Raw genomic sequence first — 20,161 nt, forward strand, 5'->3', positions numbered from 1 at the left:
GTGGGGTTTTATTCGGGTCGTTCCTGTTGGCGCAGGAGCGACCTTTTTATTGCGCCTCTGTCTCTATTGCTGGCGCCAGCAACAATAAGCATTTGACGCTCTTCCGGTGTTACCCCCGGTGAAGCTCCTTTACAGTAGCTGGCGGGTAACCGGCAGGACAGGCACCCATATCCGGGCTTACATGTAACTGCTTGCGTCTTAATCACTCTCCTCATACATTTCCGCAGCCAAAAGTTTTACCGCCTTGTTCAGGTCTTCGCCGATTTTCTCCAGCAGTACCCCTTTTTCCGTATGGGCGTCCCAAATAAGGAAGGCCACCGCACTGATAAATTCGGGGTAATCACAATATGTACAGACGGCAAGCTTGTCCGAGTCCTGTTCGAGGTAGGCCATTACAGCCATATCCGTATGGTCTATGACATAATCAGCGTGTTTTTCGACTTTCGTCATCTATTCTCAACCTCCGATTTCTTTATCCAGTAGCTGATAGTTACCTTGTCGCCGGGCTGAACCTGTTCCTTGCTATCAATCAGCCAAGGATTCAGCTCCTTGATACCCTCTTTGAACTCCAGAATATAGCGCCGCCCGCCAGTATTTTTCTGCAGATACTCCTCGGAAATAGACCACAAAGTATCGCCGGGCTGTACCGTGTAGACTGTTTCCACTCTCACTTGGTCACCGTCGTAAAAGCCAGCGCAAATTACTGCGGCCCCGATGATGGCGGTACCGGCAAGAAACTTCTTAAGTGCCGACTCAATGCCACGTTTGTGAGCCCGCGCCTCCTCGACTCGCTCCAAAAAATCCGTCATGACTGAACCTCCTTATTGGCGTAGGTCTCAATATCTGCTATCACATCAAGGTATTCCTTACCGAGAATCTGCCCGATTATATGAGCGTCCCGCTCTGCCCGGAACCGCAGTTCTGCGCCATGTTCTTTACCTGCGGCATACTGCACGGCCCTGTGGTAAAGCCCCTCAGCACGCTCTGCCACTCTCATGGCCTCCTGCTCTGTCATCGTGTCCACCTCCTACTGGCGCGGGTTTCAGCTTCACCCGCTTTTTGCATACTATCCAAATCAACTCTTCAAACACCTCTGCTTTGCTTACAGTCCCGAATGACTCGGCCACCGTAATTTCCTTTTTTCGGGCCATAGTAACGACCTCCCTTACTTCATCACTTCCAACACACTCTCGTGCCAGTTAATCACATAACCGCTATGTCCGTTGCGGGTAAAAGGCTTGTTCTCGCCGTAGGCTCTACCTTTTTCGGTCAGCGTCCACTGCCCATTTACTCTGTGCTGGAGCCCTAGTTCCGTCAACTTGCGGTTGACCGCCGCTGGGTCAGGCGTGCCCTTGCCGTTCACTATCCCCAGCGCCTTGGCTATGCCGGTTGAAGAAATGCCTTCCGTTTTTCTTTTCATGAATGCCCGAAGTGGCTCAAAATTCACGCCGTAGCGGTCAGCGCAGAGCTTTTCGGCAACATCCCAGGCGCGTTCGCTACTGCACCCGAAAGTTTTCATCAGCTCATCATGTGTGCCCACGAGGTCAATAACTGCATCAGATACCATCATTTGCTTCATGCCCGTGCCTCCGTTTCTAACGCACCATACTCTTTAGCGGCTTTCAAAAAATCCTTTTCTTCCGGCTGTCGATTTTCTTTAGCTGCATAAGCTGCCGCCGCACTCGCGATTGTGATGCCAAAAGAAAAGGCTCCCTGCTCCGCCGCGGTGATATTCTGGCAAATCAGCTCTATCAACTTGTTATTTTGTTCAACCGTGATAGGCAAGCTGTCTAAATAATTACTGACTGCTAAAGTCGTTGACTCAAAAGCCTCTGTACGGCCAACCCTTACATCCAAATATGATTCTTTATCCATAAAAAACTCTCCTTACGCTGCAATCTCACCATTCAACAACTTATCCGCAATTCGCAGAGCATCGTCCAGCAACCCTTTTGCCTCCAAAAATTCAGGCACGGACGGCTTTTTCTTTAAGCCTTTCTCCTTCATGTAGTAGGAAATGGAATTGCCTAAGCTGGTATGGTAGGCCATATTGTATGCCGCTTTGAAGCGGTGCCATCCTTCGCGATAGGCCAGGCCGTTCTTTGCCGCATAGGCCTGAATCATCGCCACAAGCTTCTGCCGTTTTGTGCCCTCGGTACATACGCCATTGAGGGTATCAATTCGGGCTGACTGGATTTTCTGCTCTTTGCGGATTTCCTCGTTATCGAGTCGCAGGCGGGCAAGTTCCCGCTCCTGCTCTACCAGTTGCTGGGCGGCCTGTGCAAGTATCTCTACCTGGCTCATTGGCTTGCTGTAACTTCCCGTCTTGCGGATTTGTGGCAGCACCTCACTCGTTACCCAGTGCTTAAATTTCTTTGCGGTGGGGAGTTTACTGCCAAAGACTAATGCGTACAAACCGGACTCGTTGATGATGGCCAAATCTTGCTTACCACCAAGGGTGTCACATTTCGTTACCCCCTTATCTTCTTCGTCCACGTGGTCAGCAATGGCCTTGCGCGTATTGGTGTAGCCAAGTTTTTCAGCCACATCCTTACCGACCAGCCAAGGTTCTCCCTCAATATCCATTACACGAACATCTCCGAACTCTGGATTGTTGAAGATTTGAATTTCTTTTCCCAACGTTTCTTCCTCCTTCTGTTTGCCACTATATGTGTCATTAATCAGCAAAAAAAATTGCTTGTACAGACTTGCCGAAGAATTTAGCAAATCGTACTTTCACCTCATCACGTGGAATACGCTCGCCATTCTCATACATTGATAATGCGGAAAGACTTACGCCACAAGCATTGGCAACGGATTCGCGCGGAAGGTGCCCCCTAAGTTGGCGAAGCCGTTCACCAATTTTGTTCTTATCGGGCATTTTCTAGCCTCCTTTCTTTTGCCACATTTCGTGGCTATGGCTATACTATATCACTAGCCACAATTAGTGTCAACACTTTTTGTGACATTTTTTCATTGTTTATCGTCACGGTATGTGATAATATGGGTTATATAAGGAGGTGAGCATCATGCCATTTAATGAAAGACTTAAAGAACTGCGCAAATCTCGACATTTAACACAAGATGAATTTTCCAAACAATCGGGCATTGGGCGCAGCGCTGTTAGTATGTATGAATCAGGAAAACGTATGCCTAGCTATGAAACCCTTGAGCAGATAGCCGATTTCTTTAATGTGTCAATGGGGAGCCTTATAGAACGAACTGAACACCAGACCGCACCCCCCACCGCAAAGGATGATGTCGATGATATATTCGATGACCATGATATCAGAGCATTAGCGCGTAAAACTCTAACAGGCAAGTCCCCTGAAGAGATAGAGAAGAAAAAGAAAAAACTGAAACAAATGTTGGAAGTTATGTTTGATGAATAAGATTCCCCGCAGGGCTCGATTCCATCGAGCTGAGGAAATGGCAGATGCTTTCCTAATCAAGATGAACATCACAAAACTGCCATTTGTCCCCTTAGATGTCTTGCATCAGATGGGGGTAAAGATAAATACTTATGGCAAGATTGCTAATAGGCTTAATTGCTCATATGATGAAATAGCAGAAACATTTGAATCCGCGGACGGATACTCATCGTATGACGCTGATACCAATAAGTACGCAGTGGCGTATAATGAAACAAAATATCCTCCAGAACGGCAACGCTGGACATTGGCCCATGAACTCGGTCATATTGTATTAGGACATTTTACCGAGTTTACTGAAACTCGGCTCGCGCGTGGCGGTTTGACGGACAACGAATACCGTGTCTTGGATCAAGAGGCCGATGCTTTTGCTTCTGAAGTACTGGCGCCGGGATTGGTTCTATTTGAATCTGGAGCCTACCGTAACCGAGATACCATCCAAGATGTCTGTGGCATATCATACACTGCAGCCAAATACAAAGCCCAATATCTATCAAGTATCGCGGCATATTCTAACGTACCTAAGTATATGTTGCTACGCAAACAGTTCTTTGAATTCATGCATATCCAATACTGTCCTGGATGCCATGCGCTTTTTATCATTAAAGATGCAGACTACTGCCCTATATGTGGGGGCGTACACCATACATGGTACAATCCTAACTTAACAATTTTTGAATTCCTTAAAGATGAAAGAGGTGTCATCCACCATATGATTTATCCGGGTCCAGATTTTCATAACTGTCCAAAATGCGACAACGAAGAAATTTCAGATACTGATGCTTATTGTAAAATATGTGGCACTACATTTGTTAATACCTGCACCAACGAAGAATGCCGAGCCGATGCCGATAACAATGCTAGATACTGCGTATACTGCGGCTCTCCCACCACTTACTTGCAACAGGGTATTCTAGAACCGTGGACTAAAGTCGCCAACGATAAATATTCCAACATTTTTTCTGAGGAAATGCCCTTCTAACTTCTCCCGCCCTCCTCTGCATAAATATGAACCTCGCAAATGCACCAGATAACCTCGCAACAAAAGCCGCTTCATCGAGAGCCGCATAATAATGGCTAAATCATAATACAATACAATTCGTAGCAGTATTATGTAGCAATAAATTAAAAAACCGCCTTCTGGCGGAACGAAAGGATTTGTAAAAATTATGGCAACAATCAATTTCACAGATGAACAGATTACCCAGGCTTACAAAATCTTCATTGACCATGTAAACAATGGTGGTAATCAGAGCATTGACGCGGTCCGCGCTTTATTCGCTGAAAAATGCGGTTATGGCTTCCCTACGGTTGACTCGCTGATGCGTATCTTAAATGATCCCGCTAACCAGAAAGATTTCTTAAAGAATCATCCTGAATATAGCTTTGACTTCTAAGCTATAAAAACCAAGGCCCCTGCAGGACTTACTGCACTATTCTAGTTACAGTATCCCTTCAGGGGCCGTTTTAATAAAAGAAGTTACTATACAAGAAACAAGAAAGGATTTTAAGCAATGCATTATTCAGAAAATGACTTTTTCACAGCAGATCACGGAAAATTAAACGGCAGGCGGGCCTGCATTGTAAAACATAAAGATACCGGTGTTCCTTTTATAATTTATGAACCAGACGCTCAAAATAGCCATTACACGTATGACCTTAGCACCCATGCACCAACAGACCCTCAGTTACGAGAAGCTTTAGAAAAAGCAGCGGACACTTATTTCTCTACTCATAAGTAAGTATGCTCCTGGCTCCCGTAGAAGTTACTGCGCTATTCCAGTATCCCTTCGGGGGCCGTTTTATCTACCAAAGGAAGTGATGCATATGTTTGATTTTGAAGCCCCACAAAAGGCTGCTGTATACTGCCGGGTATCCTCGGAAGTCCAGCAGGAACGGCAGACCATTGAGAGCCAAGTGGAGTTTGCACAGAAATACTGCGACCTTAACAGTATCGCCATAACCAAGATATACCGGGATGACGGTATCACGGGCACCCTGCCCCTGCAGGACCGCCCTGCCGGCGCAGAACTGCTGGCGGATGCCAAAGATGGCCAGTTCCAGCTTGTGCTGATTTTCAAACTTGACCGCCTCGGCCGGTCAACGCGGGTTATCTTGAACGCCGTCCATGACCTTGACGCTATGGATATAAAAGTCCGCAGTATGACCGAGCCTTTCGACACCAGCAATGCCTCCGGTCGGTTCCTGCTGACTATCCTCGCTGGCGTTGCTGACCTGGAACGCTCCAACATCCTGCAGCGCATGGATTTAGGTGCCACGCGGGCGGCCAAAGAAGGGAAATGGCTGGGCGGTATCGTGCCGTATGGCTATTTCAAAAATGACGCGGGATACCTTGAACCGAATGAAACCACAATCCCCGGCACCGACATGTCAGAGGTTGACGTTGTACGGATGATGTACCACATGTGTGCTGATGAAGGCGCTTCCACCCTGAAAATCTCAGACCATCTGAACGCGCTGGGCATTCCGCCCGCATGGGTTGCCCACAACTTAGGCGGTAAACGCCGGAATAATACTTCCGGGATGTGGGGCCCTAGCCGTATTCTGCGCATTTTACGCGCCAGTACATATAAAGGTATACATGAGTACGGAAAACGCTCTCAGCGGGGCCGTGAGACGATATCACGGCAGGTTCCCGCCATCATTGATACCGAGACATGGGAAAAAGCCCAAGTCGTTCTGAAAATGAATAAGATTGACGCCTTGAAAAATGCCAAAAACCAGTATTTGTTAAAGTCACTCATTAAGTGTGAGCTCTGCGGAGCAACCTACCGTGGCAATGCTCCATCTAAGTCCTGTAAGGACGGGTATTACTCATGCGGTGGCCGGGCAAATTATCGGCGCATGAACCGTGAAAAATGTCAGGGCATGAGTATCAATATGAAGTGGCTGGATAATTTCGTCTGGTTCAACTGCATGCGCTATATTAACAATCCCCAGCTGGTTGTCGACTCCATCGAGGCCGCTGCGGCCGACATTGACGTCGACGGCAAAACGGAAAAACGGCTTCGCGGGCGCCTTGCTGAGCTGGATGAAGACCATGAACGTATGCTTGACCTGTACCGCCAGAAGATTATCGGCCTTGATGACCTTACTGCCCAGCTGGACAAAATAAAAAAAGACCGCGCCGCGGTCGAGGATGAACTGATGAGGCTGATGGCTAAGAAGTCGGCCAGTGAGATATTCAATTCCAAAGAAACTGCTCTCGATATGCTGGAACTGCTGCAGAAAAATTTGAAGCAAGCAGAGATAACCTTTGAATTAAAACAGGCCGTCATCCGGGCCATGGTCGATAGGGTCACCGTTCTCACGGACACCAGCGGTGCCAAGCCCCGGGCACGCATAACCATCCACTACAAATTCCACGATACTACGCCCACGGATTTTACCCGCACAGTTGACTGCAAGGGCATGGATTGGCCGCAGCAATCAGAATCAGATTGGCTGGGAATGTCATGGTACCATGTGCTCTGGCTATCGTTATCTTTCTGTCTTCCACAGGCTCACGGAGAACTTCCAAAGACTTCTTGCCAAACTCCGGCAGTTCATCGAGAAACAACACGCCATTATGCGCCAGCGTCACTTCCCCAGGCCTTGGCACACTGCCGCCGCCAATCATAGCCACCATCGAGGTCGTATGATGGGGACTGCGGAAAGGGCGTTCCTTGATGAGTCCGCCGCCTTTGAGCAGACCTGCCACACTGTATATCTTCGTTACCTCGAGGGCTTCCTCCGGCGTCATCTCCGGCAGGATGGAACTCATGCGCCGCGCCAGCATGGTCTTGCCAGCACCTGGAACGCCGACCAGCAGTACATTATGGCCGCCGGCTGCAGCAATTTCCAAGGCTCTTTTCGCCTGAAACTGCCCCTGCACATCGGCAAAGTCATCGCTGAAAACGCCTTCCTCCGCAGCAGCCACTTGCGGTTTGGCAGGCACGAGTCGTTCCTGGCCGGTCAAAAAGCCCACGAGCTGCGCAAGGTTGTCCAGCGCATAGACTTCAAGCCCCTCAACCAACAAGGCCTCATTGACATTATCTCTGGCCACAAACATGGCGGTAAATCCCGCTTCCTTGGCCTTTACCGCCATGGGCAGAATTCCGCGGATGCCCCGGCAGTCTCCTTCCAAGGACAGTTCTGCCGCAAAGAGGTATTTATCCAAGGTCGCGGCCGACACCAATCCATACGCCGCCAACAGTCCCACCGCAATGGGCAAATCCAGCCCCGAGCTGTCCTTGCGCACATCGGCAGGCGCCAGATTGATGGTGACTTTCTCCTGCCGCAGCTTGATGCCCGAATTGCGGATGGCCGTCCGCACCCGCTCTTTGGCTTCCTTAACCAAAGCATCAGCCAATCCCACAATATCAAAGCCGGGCAACCCCGCCGCTGAATCCACTTCCACATGGATAATCAGCCCGTCCACGCCCAAAGTTGTTGCCCCAAAAGTCCGCGCAAACATCCAATCCCCTCCCTAACATTCAAAGGCCCCCGGCAGATGGTGCACCTGCCATTTCCCCTCCGGCAGGGCATAGACCTCCACCACATCAAAACGGCAGAAACACTTATCCTCCGATAAACGTTTCTGCCGTAAAAACCATTGAGCGGTCTGAATTATTTTCTTTTGTTTGTGAAAATTCACTGCCTGCGCAGGAGTTCCATAGCGATTGCCATGACGGGTCTTGACCTCGACAAAGGCCAACACATCCCCCTTCCGGGCAATGATGTCAATCTCTCCTACCGGCACCCGAAAATTACGGGCACAAATCCCATAGCCCTGCCGCTGCAAAAAATCAACAGCTACCTGTTCTCCCTGACGGCCAAGAATCTGATTACGCATAGACAGCCCTTCTTTAACCTGAAATTAAAGTTTAGGCCCAGGCTGATTCTTCTTCGCTTTCTTGTCAATACGATAGACATAGGCCATGACTTCTGCAATGGTGCGATAGAGTTCCGGGGGAATCTCCCGGTCAATCTCCAAGGCCATGAGCATATTGACCAGCGTCTTGTTCTGGTAAACGGGAACGGCATTTTTCTGAGCAGCAGCCAGAATATTTTCCGCCACGTGACCGCGGCCCTTAGCTACGACCTTCGGCGCCGTATCGCGCTCCATATCATACTTCAATGCCACCGCCTGCTGGGGGACATTGGGGTCCGTTTCCGGTTCTGTCTTTAGTGGTACCCGCTGCTTCTGCATTCCTGTTCACCTGCCTGAGTGTTCCTTCACCATTAATATTTTATGTCACAGCCGTCCATGTGTCAAGGACATCATTATATCATTTACATAAAACGCCGCTCACCTACAGCCCCTACTTTCAGTTCTTTGAGCTTTAGGCTGCTGTCCCGCAAAGAGCTCCGCAAAGCATCCACCTGCGAGCGGAATTCGTTGGCAATTTCCGTATTGGAGAAAAAGAGCCGCATATCGAGCTGATTTTCATGATAGACCCTGCAGGTCAGCTCCACCGCCCCGATATTATCCGTGAGCACACAGAGCCGCAGCCAGGTTTCCTTCTTCATCTCGCCCGTTTCGGGGTCCGGCTGTTTTTCATCATATACATGGATATAAGCGGGATAGGTACTCTCCTCCCCCATATACATGGGCAGCATGAAATTCAGAGAGCGCTGTCCGGGAACAATGCTGTTATCCCCTTCCATGGAGCCCCGCATGGAGAGCACAAAGGTAGCCACATCCTTGCCCGCCTTCTTTAACTGCCGGGCCGTCATATTCCTGGTGTATGTCATATCGCAAAGCTGCATAAAGGCCCAAAGCCGTGGCAAATCGGGAATATTCTGCTGCAGCGCCGCCTGCTGGATGGTGGCCGGCACATTGGCCTGACAGAGGCGAATCAGCTGCTGTAACTGCTGGGTTTCCTTGGCGCTTAAAAGTGCCTCCTTGCCGTTGACAAAACTCTGCATGAGCAGGGCGTCCTTTTGAGTCAGATTGCCATCTTTCAGGAGCAGCTGCGCCAAATCCCGCATGACATTCATGGTTTGCGGCGTATTTTCCATCACCTGATTCATCAGCTGGTTCTTGGCCTGCTGCATAGCTGTCTGCTGCGGCCGCTGTACCACTTCCGACTGTACCATACTTTCCCGGGCCATTCCCTGACCGAGATTTGCCCGGACATCCTGCAGGGGGCCAGATTGGCTATTAGACGCAGCGGGCTGATTTCCGCCAGACTGCTGTACGGTGTTTCCCAAAGCCGTGTTTCCCTGACCGGGGCCCTGTGCCTGTGAAGCCGTCTGACCTGCACCAGCTGAAACATTGCCGGCCGGTCCGCCAGCTGCCTGTCCTGCAGGATTGGCCGAAAGGCCTGACTGATTGGCCTGCGCCGGCTGTCCTCCACTTTGCGGAGCAGATTGACTTGTCAGATTTTGACCGTTTGCCGCATTTTGACTTGTCAATTGGTTTTGACTTGTCAAATTTGCCTGCCCAGACGGTTGGTTATTAGCCATGGTATTGGCATTCAGCGGCGCATTCTGTCCGGCCGCCGAATTGCCGCCCGCCGGTGCATTGGCGGTCTGTCCTGGTTGTGTGGCAGCTGCATTTGGCTGGGCTGCAGCATTGGCATTTTGTCCTGCTGCATTCTGCGCCATTGGCTGCCCAGGCTGTCCTTGCGCGGCAGCCTGTCCCGGCGGATTGGCCTGCGGCTGCGCCCCACTGCCATCACTAGCTGGCCGCGGCATAAAGTACTGCACGAGCTGTTTCAGAAAGTTCGTAGCCGAGCCTTCCCCTGCAGGCAGCGGCTGAACCATGCCCTGGGGCTGCATGGTCAGGAGCAGTTGCTGAACATCCTTGGGCAGTTCAGCAAAGGGTTTGCCATCGAGCAGTTCAAAGGCCGCCTTGGTCAGGAGAACTGGCTCCAAGGCCGCTCCCTGCTCCGTGCTGGCCAGATTCTTGAGATTGGTCAGCAAAGCCTGCATGGTATCGCTGACTTCCATGGTCATGCCCCGGTCCATGAGCTTTCCCATCTGCGTCAGCATGCGGGAAAAGGAACTTAACTGCTCCATGGAAAAGCGCTGGCTTTCCAAGGTACTCCCCAGACCTTGTGCCAAAGTTTCTTCTAAAGAGAATGCCTGCTTCATGACATTTTGAATGAGCTTTTGCAAATCCGCAGGCATCTTTTCCACGGCGTCAGTCTGGTTGCTCGCGATTTTAGACAAAATCCCTGCCATATCATCCACGGCATTTTGGATGGCCACATTTGTTTTGGGACTAAATGCCGCCGAAGAGCCACCGCCATCACCACGACGGCCGACACCTTCTCCCGCACTGGGGGCCTGGGGTCGTTCTACGGGGCGGATTCCCACATTCATTGAGGCTTCCATTGGCATTTCCCATCACACCTTCTCTAAAATAAATCCCTAAAACGGAACGTTCATCTCTTTATCCACCATGGAGCGAATTGGTTCAAAAGACTGACGATGTATGGGGCAGGGTCCATACTGCCGCAGGGCGGCGATATGCTCTGCCGTGCCATACCCTTTATGATGCGCAAATCCATACTGCGGATATTCCTTGTCGTATTGATCCATCAGCCGGTCACGGTTGACCTTGGCGATAATCGAGGCCGCCGCAATGGAAGCGGACTTGGCATCCCCCTTGATGATGGACAGGGAGGGCACATTGAGGTTCTCCAGCTTCACAGCATCGATGAGCACGGCATTTGCTTCCTGCTCCAGCCCAAAGATAGACTCGTACATGCCATTGATGGTGGCCTGATAGATGTTCACCCGGTCAATGGTCTTGGCATCCACAAAGGCCGCCTTCACCGCAATGGCCTTGGCCATAATCTCATCATAAAGTTCTTCGCGGACCTTGGCGGAAATCTTCTTGGAATCGTTGATTTTCGGCAGGTACAAATCATGGGGCAGAATCACTGCCGCCACGGACACCGGCCCGGCCAGCGGCCCGCGTCCTGCTTCGTCCACACCGGCCACAAACTCGCAGCCCTTGGCCCAGAACTCCCGCTCAAAGCTATAGAGTTCTGACACCCGCTTTCTGTCTGCCTGCTTGCGCTGATAACGGCGCAGAAGCGTGCCCACTGCCTTTCTTGTATCATTCGCGCAAGCAGACAGAAATTCCTCCGTCACCTGTCCCTGCGCGAAAAACTCCTCTACTTGTTTTATCGTATATTTGCTTAAATCATTCACTACTTTTTTCACCATCTTCTGCGGAATCATCTGCAGGCACTTCATCCAGCGTTACAAGCCCGAGTTTGCCTGCCCGGAATTCATTCAGCACGATGTTCTGGGCCTTTTCCAAATCCACCAGCCCGCCTTTGACAAGACAGCCACGCTTGCGGCCGATAAGCTCGAGAATTTCCAGACCATCTTCCGGCACATCACCCGTGAGCTTAAAGCGTTCGGCCAAGCGCTCCGGATAATCGCGGCGCATGATGCCCAAGAGCAGTGCCGTAACCTTTTCGCGGTCGTAGATATCGTCGTTGATGGCGCCCGTAAAGGCGAGCTTTAAGCCAACTGTCTGGTCTTCAAACTTCGGCCAGAGGATACCCGGCGTATCCAAGAGGTCAAGATTCGTGCCAATCTTAATCCACTGCTTGGCGCGGGTCACACCGGGCTTATCGGCAGCCTTGGCCTTTACGGCACCGGCCAGACGATTGATAAGCGAAGATTTGCCGACATTCGGGATGCCCAGAATCATACAGCGGGCAGCCCGTGGCTTTGCTCCCTTGCTGACAAATTTTTCCGTCTTAGGACGGGCCAAATCTTCAGCCACCTTCACGAGCTGCTTCATGCCCTTGCCCTTCATGGAGTCAATGGCGACTGCCGGCACATTCTGGCTCTTGAAGTAATCCAGCCACTTTTTCGTACTGGCGCTGTCAGCTAAGTCCGCCTTGTTCAGCGCAATCATGCGGGGCTTGCCCTTGATGATTTCCGCCAGCATGGGATTGGCACTGCTCAGAGGAATCCGCGCATCCAAGAGCTCGATGACTACATCCACCAGTTTCAAATTTTCCTCAATCAGCCGCTGGGCTTTCTTCATATGCCCCGGGAACCATTGCAAATTGGGAATATCCTGTTTTTCCATTAATATAATTCTCCTGTCTTACATAAATATCTGTGCTTACCATTGTATCATATTTCCCCGCCGAAAAAAATTCAGCAAAAAAATTAAAAAAGCTGTTGACAAGGGCAGCATTATCCCGTATACTAATACTCGTTGATGACACACGAGGTCACAACAACCCATGGGGGCATAGCTCAGCTGGGAGAGCGCTTGCATGGCATGCAAGAGGTCAGGAGTTCGATCCTCCTTGTCTCCACCATAAGAGAATGTTACGGTCGCTGTTCGCGGCCGTTTTATTTTTGTCCATCCATGTCAGAAAATTATTGACTTTGTGTTTATTCTGTGTTATTATTACTTCAAGCTAAAGGTTGAACCAACCGGAAAAGGTAATAGCTAGCCGTAGGGGAAGTTCAAACCTGATGTTGTTACATGGCTCGTGAAGGAGGGGAGTCCAATGGGCCCGTAAGATTGGTACCCATAAACAAGATGAAAATAGAATATTTGAACATAAACTAGCAGCTTGACCGAAAGAGGCAAGCTGCTAGTTCTTTGTATAAGTGTAAAGTTGTAACATAAATTTTAATTTCTGATTGACACAGGCCCTATCCATATATTAATATATTACACAATATACACGGCGGCTGACGCCTGTAAAGCTATATCGTAGATTATCAGTATCAAGAAAGAAGGGGTTACGTTGGCATTCTATTTTGAAGAACCATCACACACTTTTGGCGAGTATCTTCTCGTTCCCGGCTATTCCTCGGACAAATGCATCCCAGCAAATGTCTCCTTAAAGACGCCGCTGGTCAAGTTCCGCAAGGGCGAGGAACCGAAGATTTCCATGAACATCCCCATGACCTCTGCCATCATGCAGGCGGTTTCCGATGACAACATGGCGATTGCACTGGCCAAAGAGGGCGGTGTGTCCTTCATTTACGGCTCCCAGAGCATCGAAGACGAAGCTGCTATGGTTTCCCGAGTAAAGCATTACAAATCCGGTTTTGTCAGCAGTGACTCCAACATCAAGCCCTCCACCACTCTGGGCGAAATCTTAGACCTCTTGCAGGATACGGGCCACTCCACCATGGCAGTAACGGAAGACGGCACGGCTAACGGCAAACTGCTGGGTATTGTGACCAGCCGCGACTATCGCGTTTCCCGCATGTCCATGGACACCCCGGCCAGCGAATTTATGACGGCTTTCGAAAATCTCGTTTATGCCAAGGCCGAAGAAGTAACCACCATTGGTCAGGCCAACGATATCATCTGGGAAAACAAGCTCAACATGCTCCCGATTATCGACAAGAACCAGCGCCTGCGCTACATGGTTTTCCGTAAAGACTACAATGCCAACAAGGACAATGAGCTCGAACTCATTGATGACAACAAGCGCTATATCGTCGGCGCCGGTATCAACACCCGCGACTATGCAGAACGTGTGCCTGCCCTCATCAAGGCTGGTGCTGATGTTCTCTGCATCGACTCCTCGGAAGGTTTCTCCGAATGGCAGCGCATTACCCTCAAATACATCCACGAAAACTTCGGCGAAGATGTCAAAGTCGGCGCCGGCAACGTGGTAGATGCCGAAGGCTTCCGCTTCCTGGCTGAAGCTGGCGCTGACTTCATCAAAGTCGGCATCGGCGGCGGTTCCATCTGCATCACCCGTGAAACCAAGGGTATCGGCCGCGGTCAGGCTACGGCTCTTATCGATGTCTGCCGTGAACGCGATAAGTACTATGAAGAAACGGGTGTCTACATCCCGGTTTGCTCCGACGGCGGTATCGTACATGATTACCACATGACCCTGGCTCTGGCCATGGGCGCAGACTTCCTGATGCTCGGCCGCTACTTCTCCCGCTTTGACGAAAGCCCGACGGACAAGGTTAAAGTCAACGGCACCTACTACAAGGAGTACTGGGGCGAAGGTTCCAATCGTGCCCGCAACTGGCAGCGCTACGACTTGGGCGGCTCCAAGAAGCTCTCCTTCGAAGAAGGCGTGGACTCCTATGTTCCGTACGCCGGCCCGCTCAAAGACAATGTAGGCACGACGCTTGCAAAAATCCGCAGCACCATGTGCAACTGCGGTTCCCTGTCCCTCCCCGAATTCCGCGACAAGGCAAAACTCACGCTGGTTTCCGCAACCAGTATCGTGGAAGGCGGCTCCCATGACGTAATCCTGCGCGACCGTCTGGGCAGAGATTAATAAACATATCGGACAATAAAAATCCGCTGAAGCATGCTGCTTCAGCGGATTTTTTGTTATCCTCTTATTCCTTGGCAAAGAGTGCCTTGGCAAAGTCTTCCGCCACAAAAGGACGCAAATCCTCAATACCCTCACCAACGCCAATCCATTTGACCGGCATAGAAAGCTGGCTCTTGATGCCGATAACCACGCCCCCCTTGGCCGTGCCATCCAATTTCGTCAGCACCACACCGGAAATCGGCGCAGCTTTTGTAAAGAGTTCGGCCTGACTGATGGCATTCTGCCCTGTGGTGGCATCAAGCACCAACAGGGTTTCATGAGGCGCACCGGGGATTTCGCGGCCGATGACGCGGTTGATTTTCTCCAATTCCTGCATGAGGTTGGACTTATTCTGCAAACGGCCGGCGGTGTCGATAAGCAGAACATCGATATTGCGGGCCGTGGCCGCCTTCACCGCATCATAGGCAACAGCTGCCGGGTCAGAACCTTCCTCGTGCTTGATGAACTGCGCGCCGCTGCGCTGCGCCCATACTTCGAGCTGGTCAATGGCTGCCGCACGGAAGGTATCCGCCGCAGCCAGCATAACGGTTTTACCCTGTGCCTTGTAATAAGCTGCCAGTTTGCCAATGGTCGTAGTCTTACCGGCGCCGTTTACACCGATAACCAGATGCACCGTAGGGCCATTCTCGGCCGTGCGGGTAGTATCCTCACCAGCATTGAGAATTTCGGCAATTTCCTTTTCCAGGAAGGGCTTCAAATCCTCGGGGCTGTTGATTTCTTTCTTCTTGATGCCCTTGCGCACAGCCGTCATGAGCTTTTCGGTGGTCTGCACGCCAACATCAGCCATAATCAGCGTTTCTTCCAGTTCATCGAGGAAGTCATCATCGATATCGGCATAACCGATAACCAGCTTTTCAATCTTATTGGTCAGGTTTTCGCGGGTCTTATTCAGGCCCTTTTTCAATTTATCAAAAAATCCCATCGTTTACTCCTTATTCTACTTCGTCTATTTTTACGGACAATATCTTGGACACGCCGGCGTCCTCAATGGTGACACCGTAAAGGGTATCCACCGCTTCCATGGTTCCCTTACGGTGGGTAACCACGATGAACTGGGTGTTCTCGGCAAATTCCTTGAGGAAGGAACCAAAGCGTACGACGTTGGCTTCATCCAAAGGCGCATCGATTTCGTCCAGCACCGAGAAGGGCGACGGACGATAGCGCAGGAAGGAAAAGAGCAGCGCAATAACGGTAAGCGCACGCTCGCCGCCGGACAGCGCCGAGAGGTTCTGCCGCTTCTTCTGCGGCAAGGTCACAAGAATATCCACACCGGAGTTAAGCACATCCTCTTCATCCAGCAATTTCAATTCCGCCTTGCCGCCGCCAAAGAGCCGCACAAAGATATCGGCAAAGTACACCTGAATCTGGGCAAAGGCCTCCTTGAACTGCTTGGTCATGGCTTCATCCATATCCGCCAGGATGCGTTCCAAATCCTCCTTGGCACTATTGAGGTCACCTGCCTGCTTTTCCATAAAGTCATGGCGCTTGGAAAGTTCCTCGTATTCTTCCAAGGCGTTAGGGTTGACCGGCCCGAGTTCCTTGAGCTTGCGCTCCAATGTCTGCATCTGGCTGCGGATTTCCGCCGGTTCCCCATCCATAGCTTCCTCGGCCGCCCGCTCCGGGGTCAGGCCGTAATCTGCCAGAATGGTTTCCTGCAGCTGTTCTAAGTGCATCTGCAGCTTGTTGTCCGCCACCTCATGCTTTTGGATGGCTTCCTGCAGGCGGTTGCGCTTCTGCGCGGCCTCATGGGCCTTGCGGTCTGCCGCCTGGCCAGCCTCCAGCTTGTCCATTCGCTGTTTATACAGCCCGTCATGGCTGACCTGGCCTTCATCATAAACATCCTGCCAAGCCCGCTGCTGGTCCTCCAGCACCTTCAGCCGGTCTACACTGTCAGCCAGACTGCTGTCCAAATCCCGTTCTTCCCGTTCATTGTCCCGCAGGGCATTTTCACTGTTGGCCTTGGCTTGCTGCCGCAGTTCGAGGAACTGACGGTTGCCCATGGCTTCCTGCTCCAAAGTAGCCCGCTTGACTTCCCTATCGTGGATGTACTGGGCCAAATCGTCTGCATCCTGCTCAATATCCGTAAGCCCCTCGCGGATTTCTGCTTCCTGCCGGGCCAGCTCATTGTACTGGGCTTCAGCCGCTGCGGCCGCCCGCTTGGCCAGCACCTTCTTCTCCTGCAGCTTCGCAAAGGTCTCCTGCATGGCCGCCATAGCCTGCTCCAAGTCGCCAATCTGCACCTTCTGTTCGGTCAGATTTTCGCCCAGACGCTCCAGATTGGTGTTGAGCTCCGCCTTGCGGATATGCTGTGCCTGCAGTTCCTTCTGCAATTCGAGCTGTTTGTTTTCCGCCGCCGTCACCGCCTGTTCTCTGATGGCGCGGCTTTCCTTGAGCGCCTGCTGTTTTTCCGTCAGCGCTGCTAATTTTGCTTTCAGTTCTTCAATCTCGCCGCTGCGGTTTAAGAAGCTGGCTTCCGCATGCTGGCGGCTGCCGCCGGACAGTGAACCGCCGGGATTCAAGAGTTCACCGGTCAGTGTCACGATGCGCAGCCGCTGTTCATGGGCCTTGGCAATCTGCAAGGCATTATCCAGTGTATCTACCACCAGTGTCCGGGACAGCAAAAAGTCCACGGCCTTCTGGTATTGGCTGTCCACCTTCACCAGCGTATTGGCCCAGCCAATCACACCGTCACTTTTGCCTTCCCGGATGCTCTGGGGCTGGCGCACCACCAAGGTAGACAGGGGCAGGAAGGTCACACGGCCCTGCCGTTCCCGTTTTAGGTAAGCGATGGCGGCTTTGGCCGTATCGGTGTCCTGCGTCACCACATTCTGCAGATTGCCCCCCAGGGCCACTTCTACGGCGGTGATATAATCCTTGGGCACATCAATAAGTTCGGCCACGGCACCGGCCACACCACTGCGCCATTTTTCATTGGCCTTCAGCACAGCCTTAACGGCCTTGCCGAAACCTTCATAGGCCTGCTGCATCTTCACGAGAAATTGCAGCTTGCTCTCGCCGCTCTTTAACTGCTGTACCGTGTCATTAAATTGGCGGATTGCCGCCTGTTGGGCTTCCACAGCAGCATTCTTCTCCGCCTCGGCATCCTTTGCCTGGCGCTGGCCCATCTGAATGGTTTCCACCGTTGCCTGCAGGTCCGCCGTGAGCCGGGTCTGCAAGTTCTCCAATTCTGCCAGCTTTTCCCTGGCCTGAGCAAGTTCCCGTTCCCGGTCTTCTTGACCATCCGTGCCGTTTTGCAAATCACGTTCCGCCAGTGCAAATTCCTGTTGTTTGGCATTCCAGATATTTTGCTGCTCTTCCCGCTTTTTTTGCAAAGCCCGGGCCTTGTCTTCTTCTTCGTGAATCCGCTTGGCCAGTTTCTTTTCCTTGGCCCGCTCAGTCTGCAGAAGTTCATCCAAGAGCGCCAAATCCTGCTTATGCTGGCTGGCCTGCTCCGTAAGCCGGGCAATATCGGCAACAGCCTGAGCAATCTCATGGTTGAGTTCCTGCCGCCGGTCCAAAATCTTCTGACGGGCGCCATCACTCTGGTCCTGCCGCTCATGGAGCTTCGCCAGTTCCTGGGCGGCCCCTTCCATCTTCTGGCGCAGGGCTTCATTCTTTTCCGCCTGCTCTTTAAGCGCCCGCTCCAAGTCAATGATTTCCTTGCCCAGCCGTTCCTTTTCCGCCGCCACAGCCTGCACGGCAGTTTCCGCCGCCAGAACATCATCACGCAGGGAAGCCAGCTTTTCGTCATTTTCCTGCTTCTGCGCCGCTTCCTTGGCATAATCATGCGCCAGACGGGTCAGCTTGCACCGCTGATATTCCTCGTTGAGGCCATTGTAAATCCGCGTCTTTTCCGCATGTCGGGCCAGAGGTTCAAGCTGATTTTCAATCTCGTGGATGATATCCTGCACACGCACGAGGTTGTTTTCCGTATCCGTAAGCTTTCTAACCGACTCGCGCTTACGGTTGCGGTACTTCGTAATCCCTGCCGTTTCCTCGAAGAACGCCCGGCGGTCTTCGGGACGGCTGTTTAAGATATCGTCAATGCGGTTCTGACCGATGATGCTCATGCCATCATGGCCGATGCCCGTGTCAGCAAAGAGGTTATAGATATCCTTCAACCGGCAGCGAGAGCGATTGATGTAAAATTCGCTCTCCCCACTGCGGTAAAGACGGCGGGTCACAACCACTTCGCGGAAATCCACAGGCAGGGTGCCGTCATTAGCAAAGAACAGGGAAACCTCCGCTACGCCCAAGGGCTTACGGGAGGCCGAACCGGTGAAGATGATATCTTCGGCCTTGGTGCCGCGCAGGTTGCGGACATTCTGCTCCCCGAGCACCCAGCGGATGGCATCGGTGATATTGCTCTTGCCGCTGCCGTTCGGGCCGACGATAGCTGTTATCCCCTGGTCAAAATCTATGGTTATCTTATCTGCAAAGGACTTAAATCCATAAGCCTCCAAGCGTTTTAACTGCAAAATCTACACCTCATTCACGATTCACACATATCCTATATCATACCATATTTACGTCTATTGCGAAACCGTGTATAATAGATGGCAGATATATCTGAATTTTCATCTATTATATTGATCCATAAGGAGGAGAGCTTATGAACCCCAAGGCCATGTTCAACATTTCCTACGGTCTTTACGTCCTGACCGCCAATCTGGACGGCAAGGACAATGGCTGTATCATCAACACCGTCACGCAGGTAACCTCCGACCCGAATCAGATAAGTATTGCGGTCAATAAACTCAACCACACCCGCGATATGATTGCCGCCAGCAAAAAATTCACCGCCTCCATCATCAGCCAGAACGCGGACTTTGAGTTGTTCAAGCGCTTCGGTTTCCAATCCGGGAAAAACGTGGATAAATTCGCCGGCTTTACGGCCGCACAAAGAGGGGCCAATGAGGCCATGATTATCAACGAAGGCACCAATGCCTATATTGCCGGCTGGGTCACGCAGGAAATCGATTTGGGCACCCACAGCCTCTTTATCGCCAGAGTCACCGATATGGATGTGCTGAATGACACGCCCGCTGCGACCTATGCCTACTACCACCAGAACATCAAACCAAAACCGCAGGCCCCCGCCCCCAGCAAGAGTGGCAAAACCATCTGGCGCTGCAAGATTTGCGGCTATGAATACGAAGGCGATGAACTCCCCGCAGATTTCATCTGCCCACTCTGCAAACATCCGGCTTCGGATTTTGAACGCGTGAACTAAACCGCCATAATAGGCTGGAAAAAACTTAACCTGAAAAGCCCGCTGACAAAAATGCCAGCGGGCTTTTGCGTAAATTACAGTTTGCCAATACGTGCTAATTTTTTTTGTTACAGCTCAGTTTGGGCGGAGGTGGTAATACTTTTCGCCGTTGCACTGAATGACCCACAAGTGAATGTAGGAGCTTT

General features: G+C 51.5%; 21 protein-coding genes, 1 tRNA gene and 1 pseudogene. 8 read left to right on the top strand and 15 right to left on the bottom strand.

Going from position 1 to position 20,161, the window contains the following annotated elements; translation table 11 throughout:
* Positions 1 to 198: 198 nt before the first annotated feature.
* The 7 genes from T320_RS11255 to T320_RS11285 form a co-directional block, all read right to left on the bottom strand.
* The gene (locus T320_RS11255; protein ID WP_037355838.1) at positions 199 to 450 is read right to left on the bottom strand and encodes a hypothetical protein; all 252 of its coding nucleotides are present in this window, start codon (positions 448 to 450) and stop codon (positions 199 to 201) included.
* Complete coding sequence (locus tag T320_RS11260; protein ID WP_081824824.1) at positions 447 to 809, bottom strand: LysM peptidoglycan-binding domain-containing protein; 363 nt, start codon at positions 807 to 809, stop codon at positions 447 to 449. The genes T320_RS11255 and T320_RS11260 overlap by 4 nt, the downstream gene beginning before the upstream one ends.
* Entirely contained in the window at positions 806 to 1,015 is a 210-nt protein-coding gene (locus T320_RS11265) for a hypothetical protein (RefSeq protein WP_037355840.1), read from the bottom strand. Before T320_RS11265 ends, T320_RS11260 begins: the two co-directional genes overlap by 4 nt.
* A gap of 150 nt (positions 1,016 to 1,165) precedes the next feature.
* Positions 1,166 to 1,570, bottom strand: coding sequence for a helix-turn-helix domain-containing protein (locus tag T320_RS11270; RefSeq protein ID WP_156032837.1), 405 nt, complete (start codon positions 1,568 to 1,570; stop codon positions 1,166 to 1,168).
* A 5-nt stretch (positions 1,571 to 1,575) separates the two neighbouring features.
* On the bottom strand, positions 1,576 to 1,875 hold the full coding sequence (locus tag T320_RS11275) for a hypothetical protein (RefSeq protein ID WP_037355842.1): 300 nt from the start codon (positions 1,873 to 1,875) through the stop codon (positions 1,576 to 1,578).
* Between the two features lie 12 nt (positions 1,876 to 1,887).
* Positions 1,888 to 2,640 (bottom strand): BRO-N domain-containing protein, encoded by a 753-nt coding sequence (locus T320_RS14415; protein ID WP_231465896.1) that lies wholly within the window; start codon positions 2,638 to 2,640, stop codon positions 1,888 to 1,890.
* Positions 2,641 to 2,677: 37 nt separating this feature from the next.
* Positions 2,678 to 2,881, bottom strand: a complete 204-nt coding sequence (locus T320_RS11285) for a helix-turn-helix transcriptional regulator (protein WP_037355850.1) — start codon at positions 2,879 to 2,881, stop codon at positions 2,678 to 2,680.
* Positions 2,882 to 3,029: 148 nt separating this feature from the next.
* On the opposite strand from T320_RS11285, the gene T320_RS11290 reads away from it, so the two are divergent.
* From T320_RS11290 to T320_RS15005, 5 genes and pseudogenes are all read left to right on the top strand, one after another.
* Entirely contained in the window at positions 3,030 to 3,392 is a 363-nt protein-coding gene (locus T320_RS11290) for a helix-turn-helix domain-containing protein (protein WP_037355852.1), read from the top strand.
* Positions 3,385 to 4,413, top strand: coding sequence for an ImmA/IrrE family metallo-endopeptidase (locus tag T320_RS14080; protein WP_051608741.1), 1,029 nt, complete (start codon positions 3,385 to 3,387; stop codon positions 4,411 to 4,413). Before T320_RS11290 ends, T320_RS14080 begins: the two co-directional genes overlap by 8 nt.
* 187 nt (positions 4,414 to 4,600) lie before the next feature.
* On the top strand, positions 4,601 to 4,828 hold the full coding sequence (locus T320_RS11300) for a hypothetical protein (protein WP_037355854.1): 228 nt from the start codon (positions 4,601 to 4,603) through the stop codon (positions 4,826 to 4,828).
* A 117-nt stretch (positions 4,829 to 4,945) separates the two neighbouring features.
* The gene (locus tag T320_RS14715; protein WP_156032841.1) at positions 4,946 to 5,173 is read left to right on the top strand and encodes a hypothetical protein; all 228 of its coding nucleotides are present in this window, start codon (positions 4,946 to 4,948) and stop codon (positions 5,171 to 5,173) included.
* 85 nt (positions 5,174 to 5,258) lie between these two features.
* Positions 5,259 to 6,347: pseudogene (locus tag T320_RS15005) on the top strand (recombinase family protein); the annotation flags it as partial.
* A gap of 490 nt (positions 6,348 to 6,837) precedes the next feature.
* Here the strand turns inward: T320_RS15005 and T320_RS15010 are convergent.
* The 6 genes from T320_RS15010 to ylqF all read right to left on the bottom strand — a co-directional run bounded on the left by T320_RS15010 (position 6,838) and on the right by ylqF (position 12,498).
* Positions 6,838 to 7,908 carry a YifB family Mg chelatase-like AAA ATPase gene (locus T320_RS15010; protein ID WP_081824826.1) on the bottom strand — a complete coding sequence of 357 codons (1,071 nt, stop codon included), beginning with the start codon at positions 7,906 to 7,908 and terminating at the stop codon, positions 6,838 to 6,840.
* A 12-nt stretch (positions 7,909 to 7,920) separates the two neighbouring features.
* Entirely contained in the window at positions 7,921 to 8,286 is a 366-nt protein-coding gene (locus tag T320_RS11310) for a YraN family protein (RefSeq protein ID WP_037355857.1), read from the bottom strand.
* A 24-nt stretch (positions 8,287 to 8,310) separates the two neighbouring features.
* The gene (locus T320_RS11315; protein WP_026761117.1) at positions 8,311 to 8,643 is read right to left on the bottom strand and encodes an EscU/YscU/HrcU family type III secretion system export apparatus switch protein; all 333 of its coding nucleotides are present in this window, start codon (positions 8,641 to 8,643) and stop codon (positions 8,311 to 8,313) included.
* Positions 8,644 to 8,726: 83 nt separating this feature from the next.
* A complete protein-coding gene (locus T320_RS11320) occupies positions 8,727 to 10,781 on the bottom strand; it encodes a hypothetical protein (RefSeq protein ID WP_037355859.1) in 2,055 nt (684 codons plus the stop codon).
* 30 nt (positions 10,782 to 10,811) lie between these two features.
* The gene (locus T320_RS11325) at positions 10,812 to 11,645 is read right to left on the bottom strand and encodes a ribonuclease HII (protein WP_231465897.1); all 834 of its coding nucleotides are present in this window, start codon (positions 11,643 to 11,645) and stop codon (positions 10,812 to 10,814) included.
* The gene (gene ylqF, locus T320_RS11330; protein WP_026761120.1) at positions 11,593 to 12,498 is read right to left on the bottom strand and encodes a ribosome biogenesis GTPase YlqF; all 906 of its coding nucleotides are present in this window, start codon (positions 12,496 to 12,498) and stop codon (positions 11,593 to 11,595) included. The genes T320_RS11325 and ylqF overlap by 53 nt, the downstream gene beginning before the upstream one ends.
* Positions 12,499 to 12,660: 162 nt before the next feature.
* Here ylqF and T320_RS11335 point away from each other — a divergent pair.
* A tRNA-Ala gene (locus tag T320_RS11335) sits at positions 12,661 to 12,736 on the top strand.
* A gap of 438 nt (positions 12,737 to 13,174) precedes the next feature.
* Positions 13,175 to 14,683, top strand: a complete 1,509-nt coding sequence (locus T320_RS11340; protein WP_037355862.1) for an IMP dehydrogenase — start codon at positions 13,175 to 13,177, stop codon at positions 14,681 to 14,683.
* Between the two features lie 64 nt (positions 14,684 to 14,747).
* Here T320_RS11340 and ftsY read toward each other — a convergent pair whose 3' ends face one another.
* On the bottom strand, positions 14,748 to 15,665 hold the full coding sequence (ftsY, locus tag T320_RS11345) for a signal recognition particle-docking protein FtsY (RefSeq protein ID WP_026761122.1): 918 nt from the start codon (positions 15,663 to 15,665) through the stop codon (positions 14,748 to 14,750).
* A gap of 10 nt (positions 15,666 to 15,675) precedes the next feature.
* Positions 15,676 to 19,221, bottom strand: a complete 3,546-nt coding sequence (gene smc / locus T320_RS11350) for a chromosome segregation protein SMC (RefSeq protein WP_037355865.1) — start codon at positions 19,219 to 19,221, stop codon at positions 15,676 to 15,678.
* 134 nt (positions 19,222 to 19,355) lie between these two features.
* Here smc and T320_RS11355 point away from each other — a divergent pair, with 134 nt between their 5' ends.
* Positions 19,356 to 19,976: a flavin reductase gene (locus T320_RS11355; RefSeq protein ID WP_037355868.1), complete on the top strand. Its 621-nt coding sequence runs from the start codon at positions 19,356 to 19,358 to the stop codon at positions 19,974 to 19,976.
* Positions 19,977 to 20,161: the final 185 nt, after the last annotated feature.

The sequence above is a fragment of the Selenomonas sp. FC4001 genome, from assembly GCF_000701565.1.
GTDB classification, from domain to species: domain Bacteria; phylum Bacillota; class Negativicutes; order Selenomonadales; family Selenomonadaceae; genus Selenomonas_A; species Selenomonas_A ruminantium_B.

Bases quoted from the DNA above. Each gene is read 5' to 3' on its own strand.
- T320_RS11255 (WP_037355838.1), bottom strand. From the start codon at position 450: ATGACGAAAGTCGAAAAACACGCTGATTATGTCATAGACCATACGGAT.
- T320_RS11260 (WP_081824824.1), bottom strand. From the start codon at position 809: ATGACGGATTTTTTGGAGCGAGTCGAGGAGGCGCGGGCTCACAAACGT.
- T320_RS11265 (WP_037355840.1), bottom strand. From the start codon at position 1,015: ATGACAGAGCAGGAGGCCATGAGAGTGGCAGAGCGTGCTGAGGGGCTT.
- T320_RS11270 (WP_156032837.1), bottom strand. From the start codon at position 1,570: ATGATGGTATCTGATGCAGTTATTGACCTCGTGGGCACACATGATGAG.
- T320_RS11275 (WP_037355842.1), bottom strand. From the start codon at position 1,875: ATGGATAAAGAATCATATTTGGATGTAAGGGTTGGCCGTACAGAGGCT.
- T320_RS11285 (WP_037355850.1), bottom strand. From the start codon at position 2,881: ATGCCCGATAAGAACAAAATTGGTGAACGGCTTCGCCAACTTAGGGGG.
- T320_RS11290 (WP_037355852.1), top strand. From the start codon at position 3,030: ATGCCATTTAATGAAAGACTTAAAGAACTGCGCAAATCTCGACATTTA.
- T320_RS14080 (WP_051608741.1), top strand. From the start codon at position 3,385: ATGAATAAGATTCCCCGCAGGGCTCGATTCCATCGAGCTGAGGAAATG.
- T320_RS11300 (WP_037355854.1), top strand. From the start codon at position 4,601: ATGGCAACAATCAATTTCACAGATGAACAGATTACCCAGGCTTACAAA.
- T320_RS14715 (WP_156032841.1), top strand. From the start codon at position 4,946: ATGCATTATTCAGAAAATGACTTTTTCACAGCAGATCACGGAAAATTA.
- T320_RS15010 (WP_081824826.1), bottom strand. From the start codon at position 7,908: ATGTTTGCGCGGACTTTTGGGGCAACAACTTTGGGCGTGGACGGGCTG.
- T320_RS11310 (WP_037355857.1), bottom strand. From the start codon at position 8,286: ATGCGTAATCAGATTCTTGGCCGTCAGGGAGAACAGGTAGCTGTTGAT.
- T320_RS11315 (WP_026761117.1), bottom strand. From the start codon at position 8,643: ATGCAGAAGCAGCGGGTACCACTAAAGACAGAACCGGAAACGGACCCC.
- T320_RS11320 (WP_037355859.1), bottom strand. From the start codon at position 10,781: ATGCCAATGGAAGCCTCAATGAATGTGGGAATCCGCCCCGTAGAACGA.
- T320_RS11325 (WP_231465897.1), bottom strand. From the start codon at position 11,645: ATGAAGTGCCTGCAGATGATTCCGCAGAAGATGGTGAAAAAAGTAGTG.
- ylqF (WP_026761120.1), bottom strand. From the start codon at position 12,498: ATGGAAAAACAGGATATTCCCAATTTGCAATGGTTCCCGGGGCATATG.
- ftsY (WP_026761122.1), bottom strand. From the start codon at position 15,665: ATGGGATTTTTTGATAAATTGAAAAAGGGCCTGAATAAGACCCGCGAA.
- T320_RS11355 (WP_037355868.1), top strand. From the start codon at position 19,356: ATGAACCCCAAGGCCATGTTCAACATTTCCTACGGTCTTTACGTCCTG.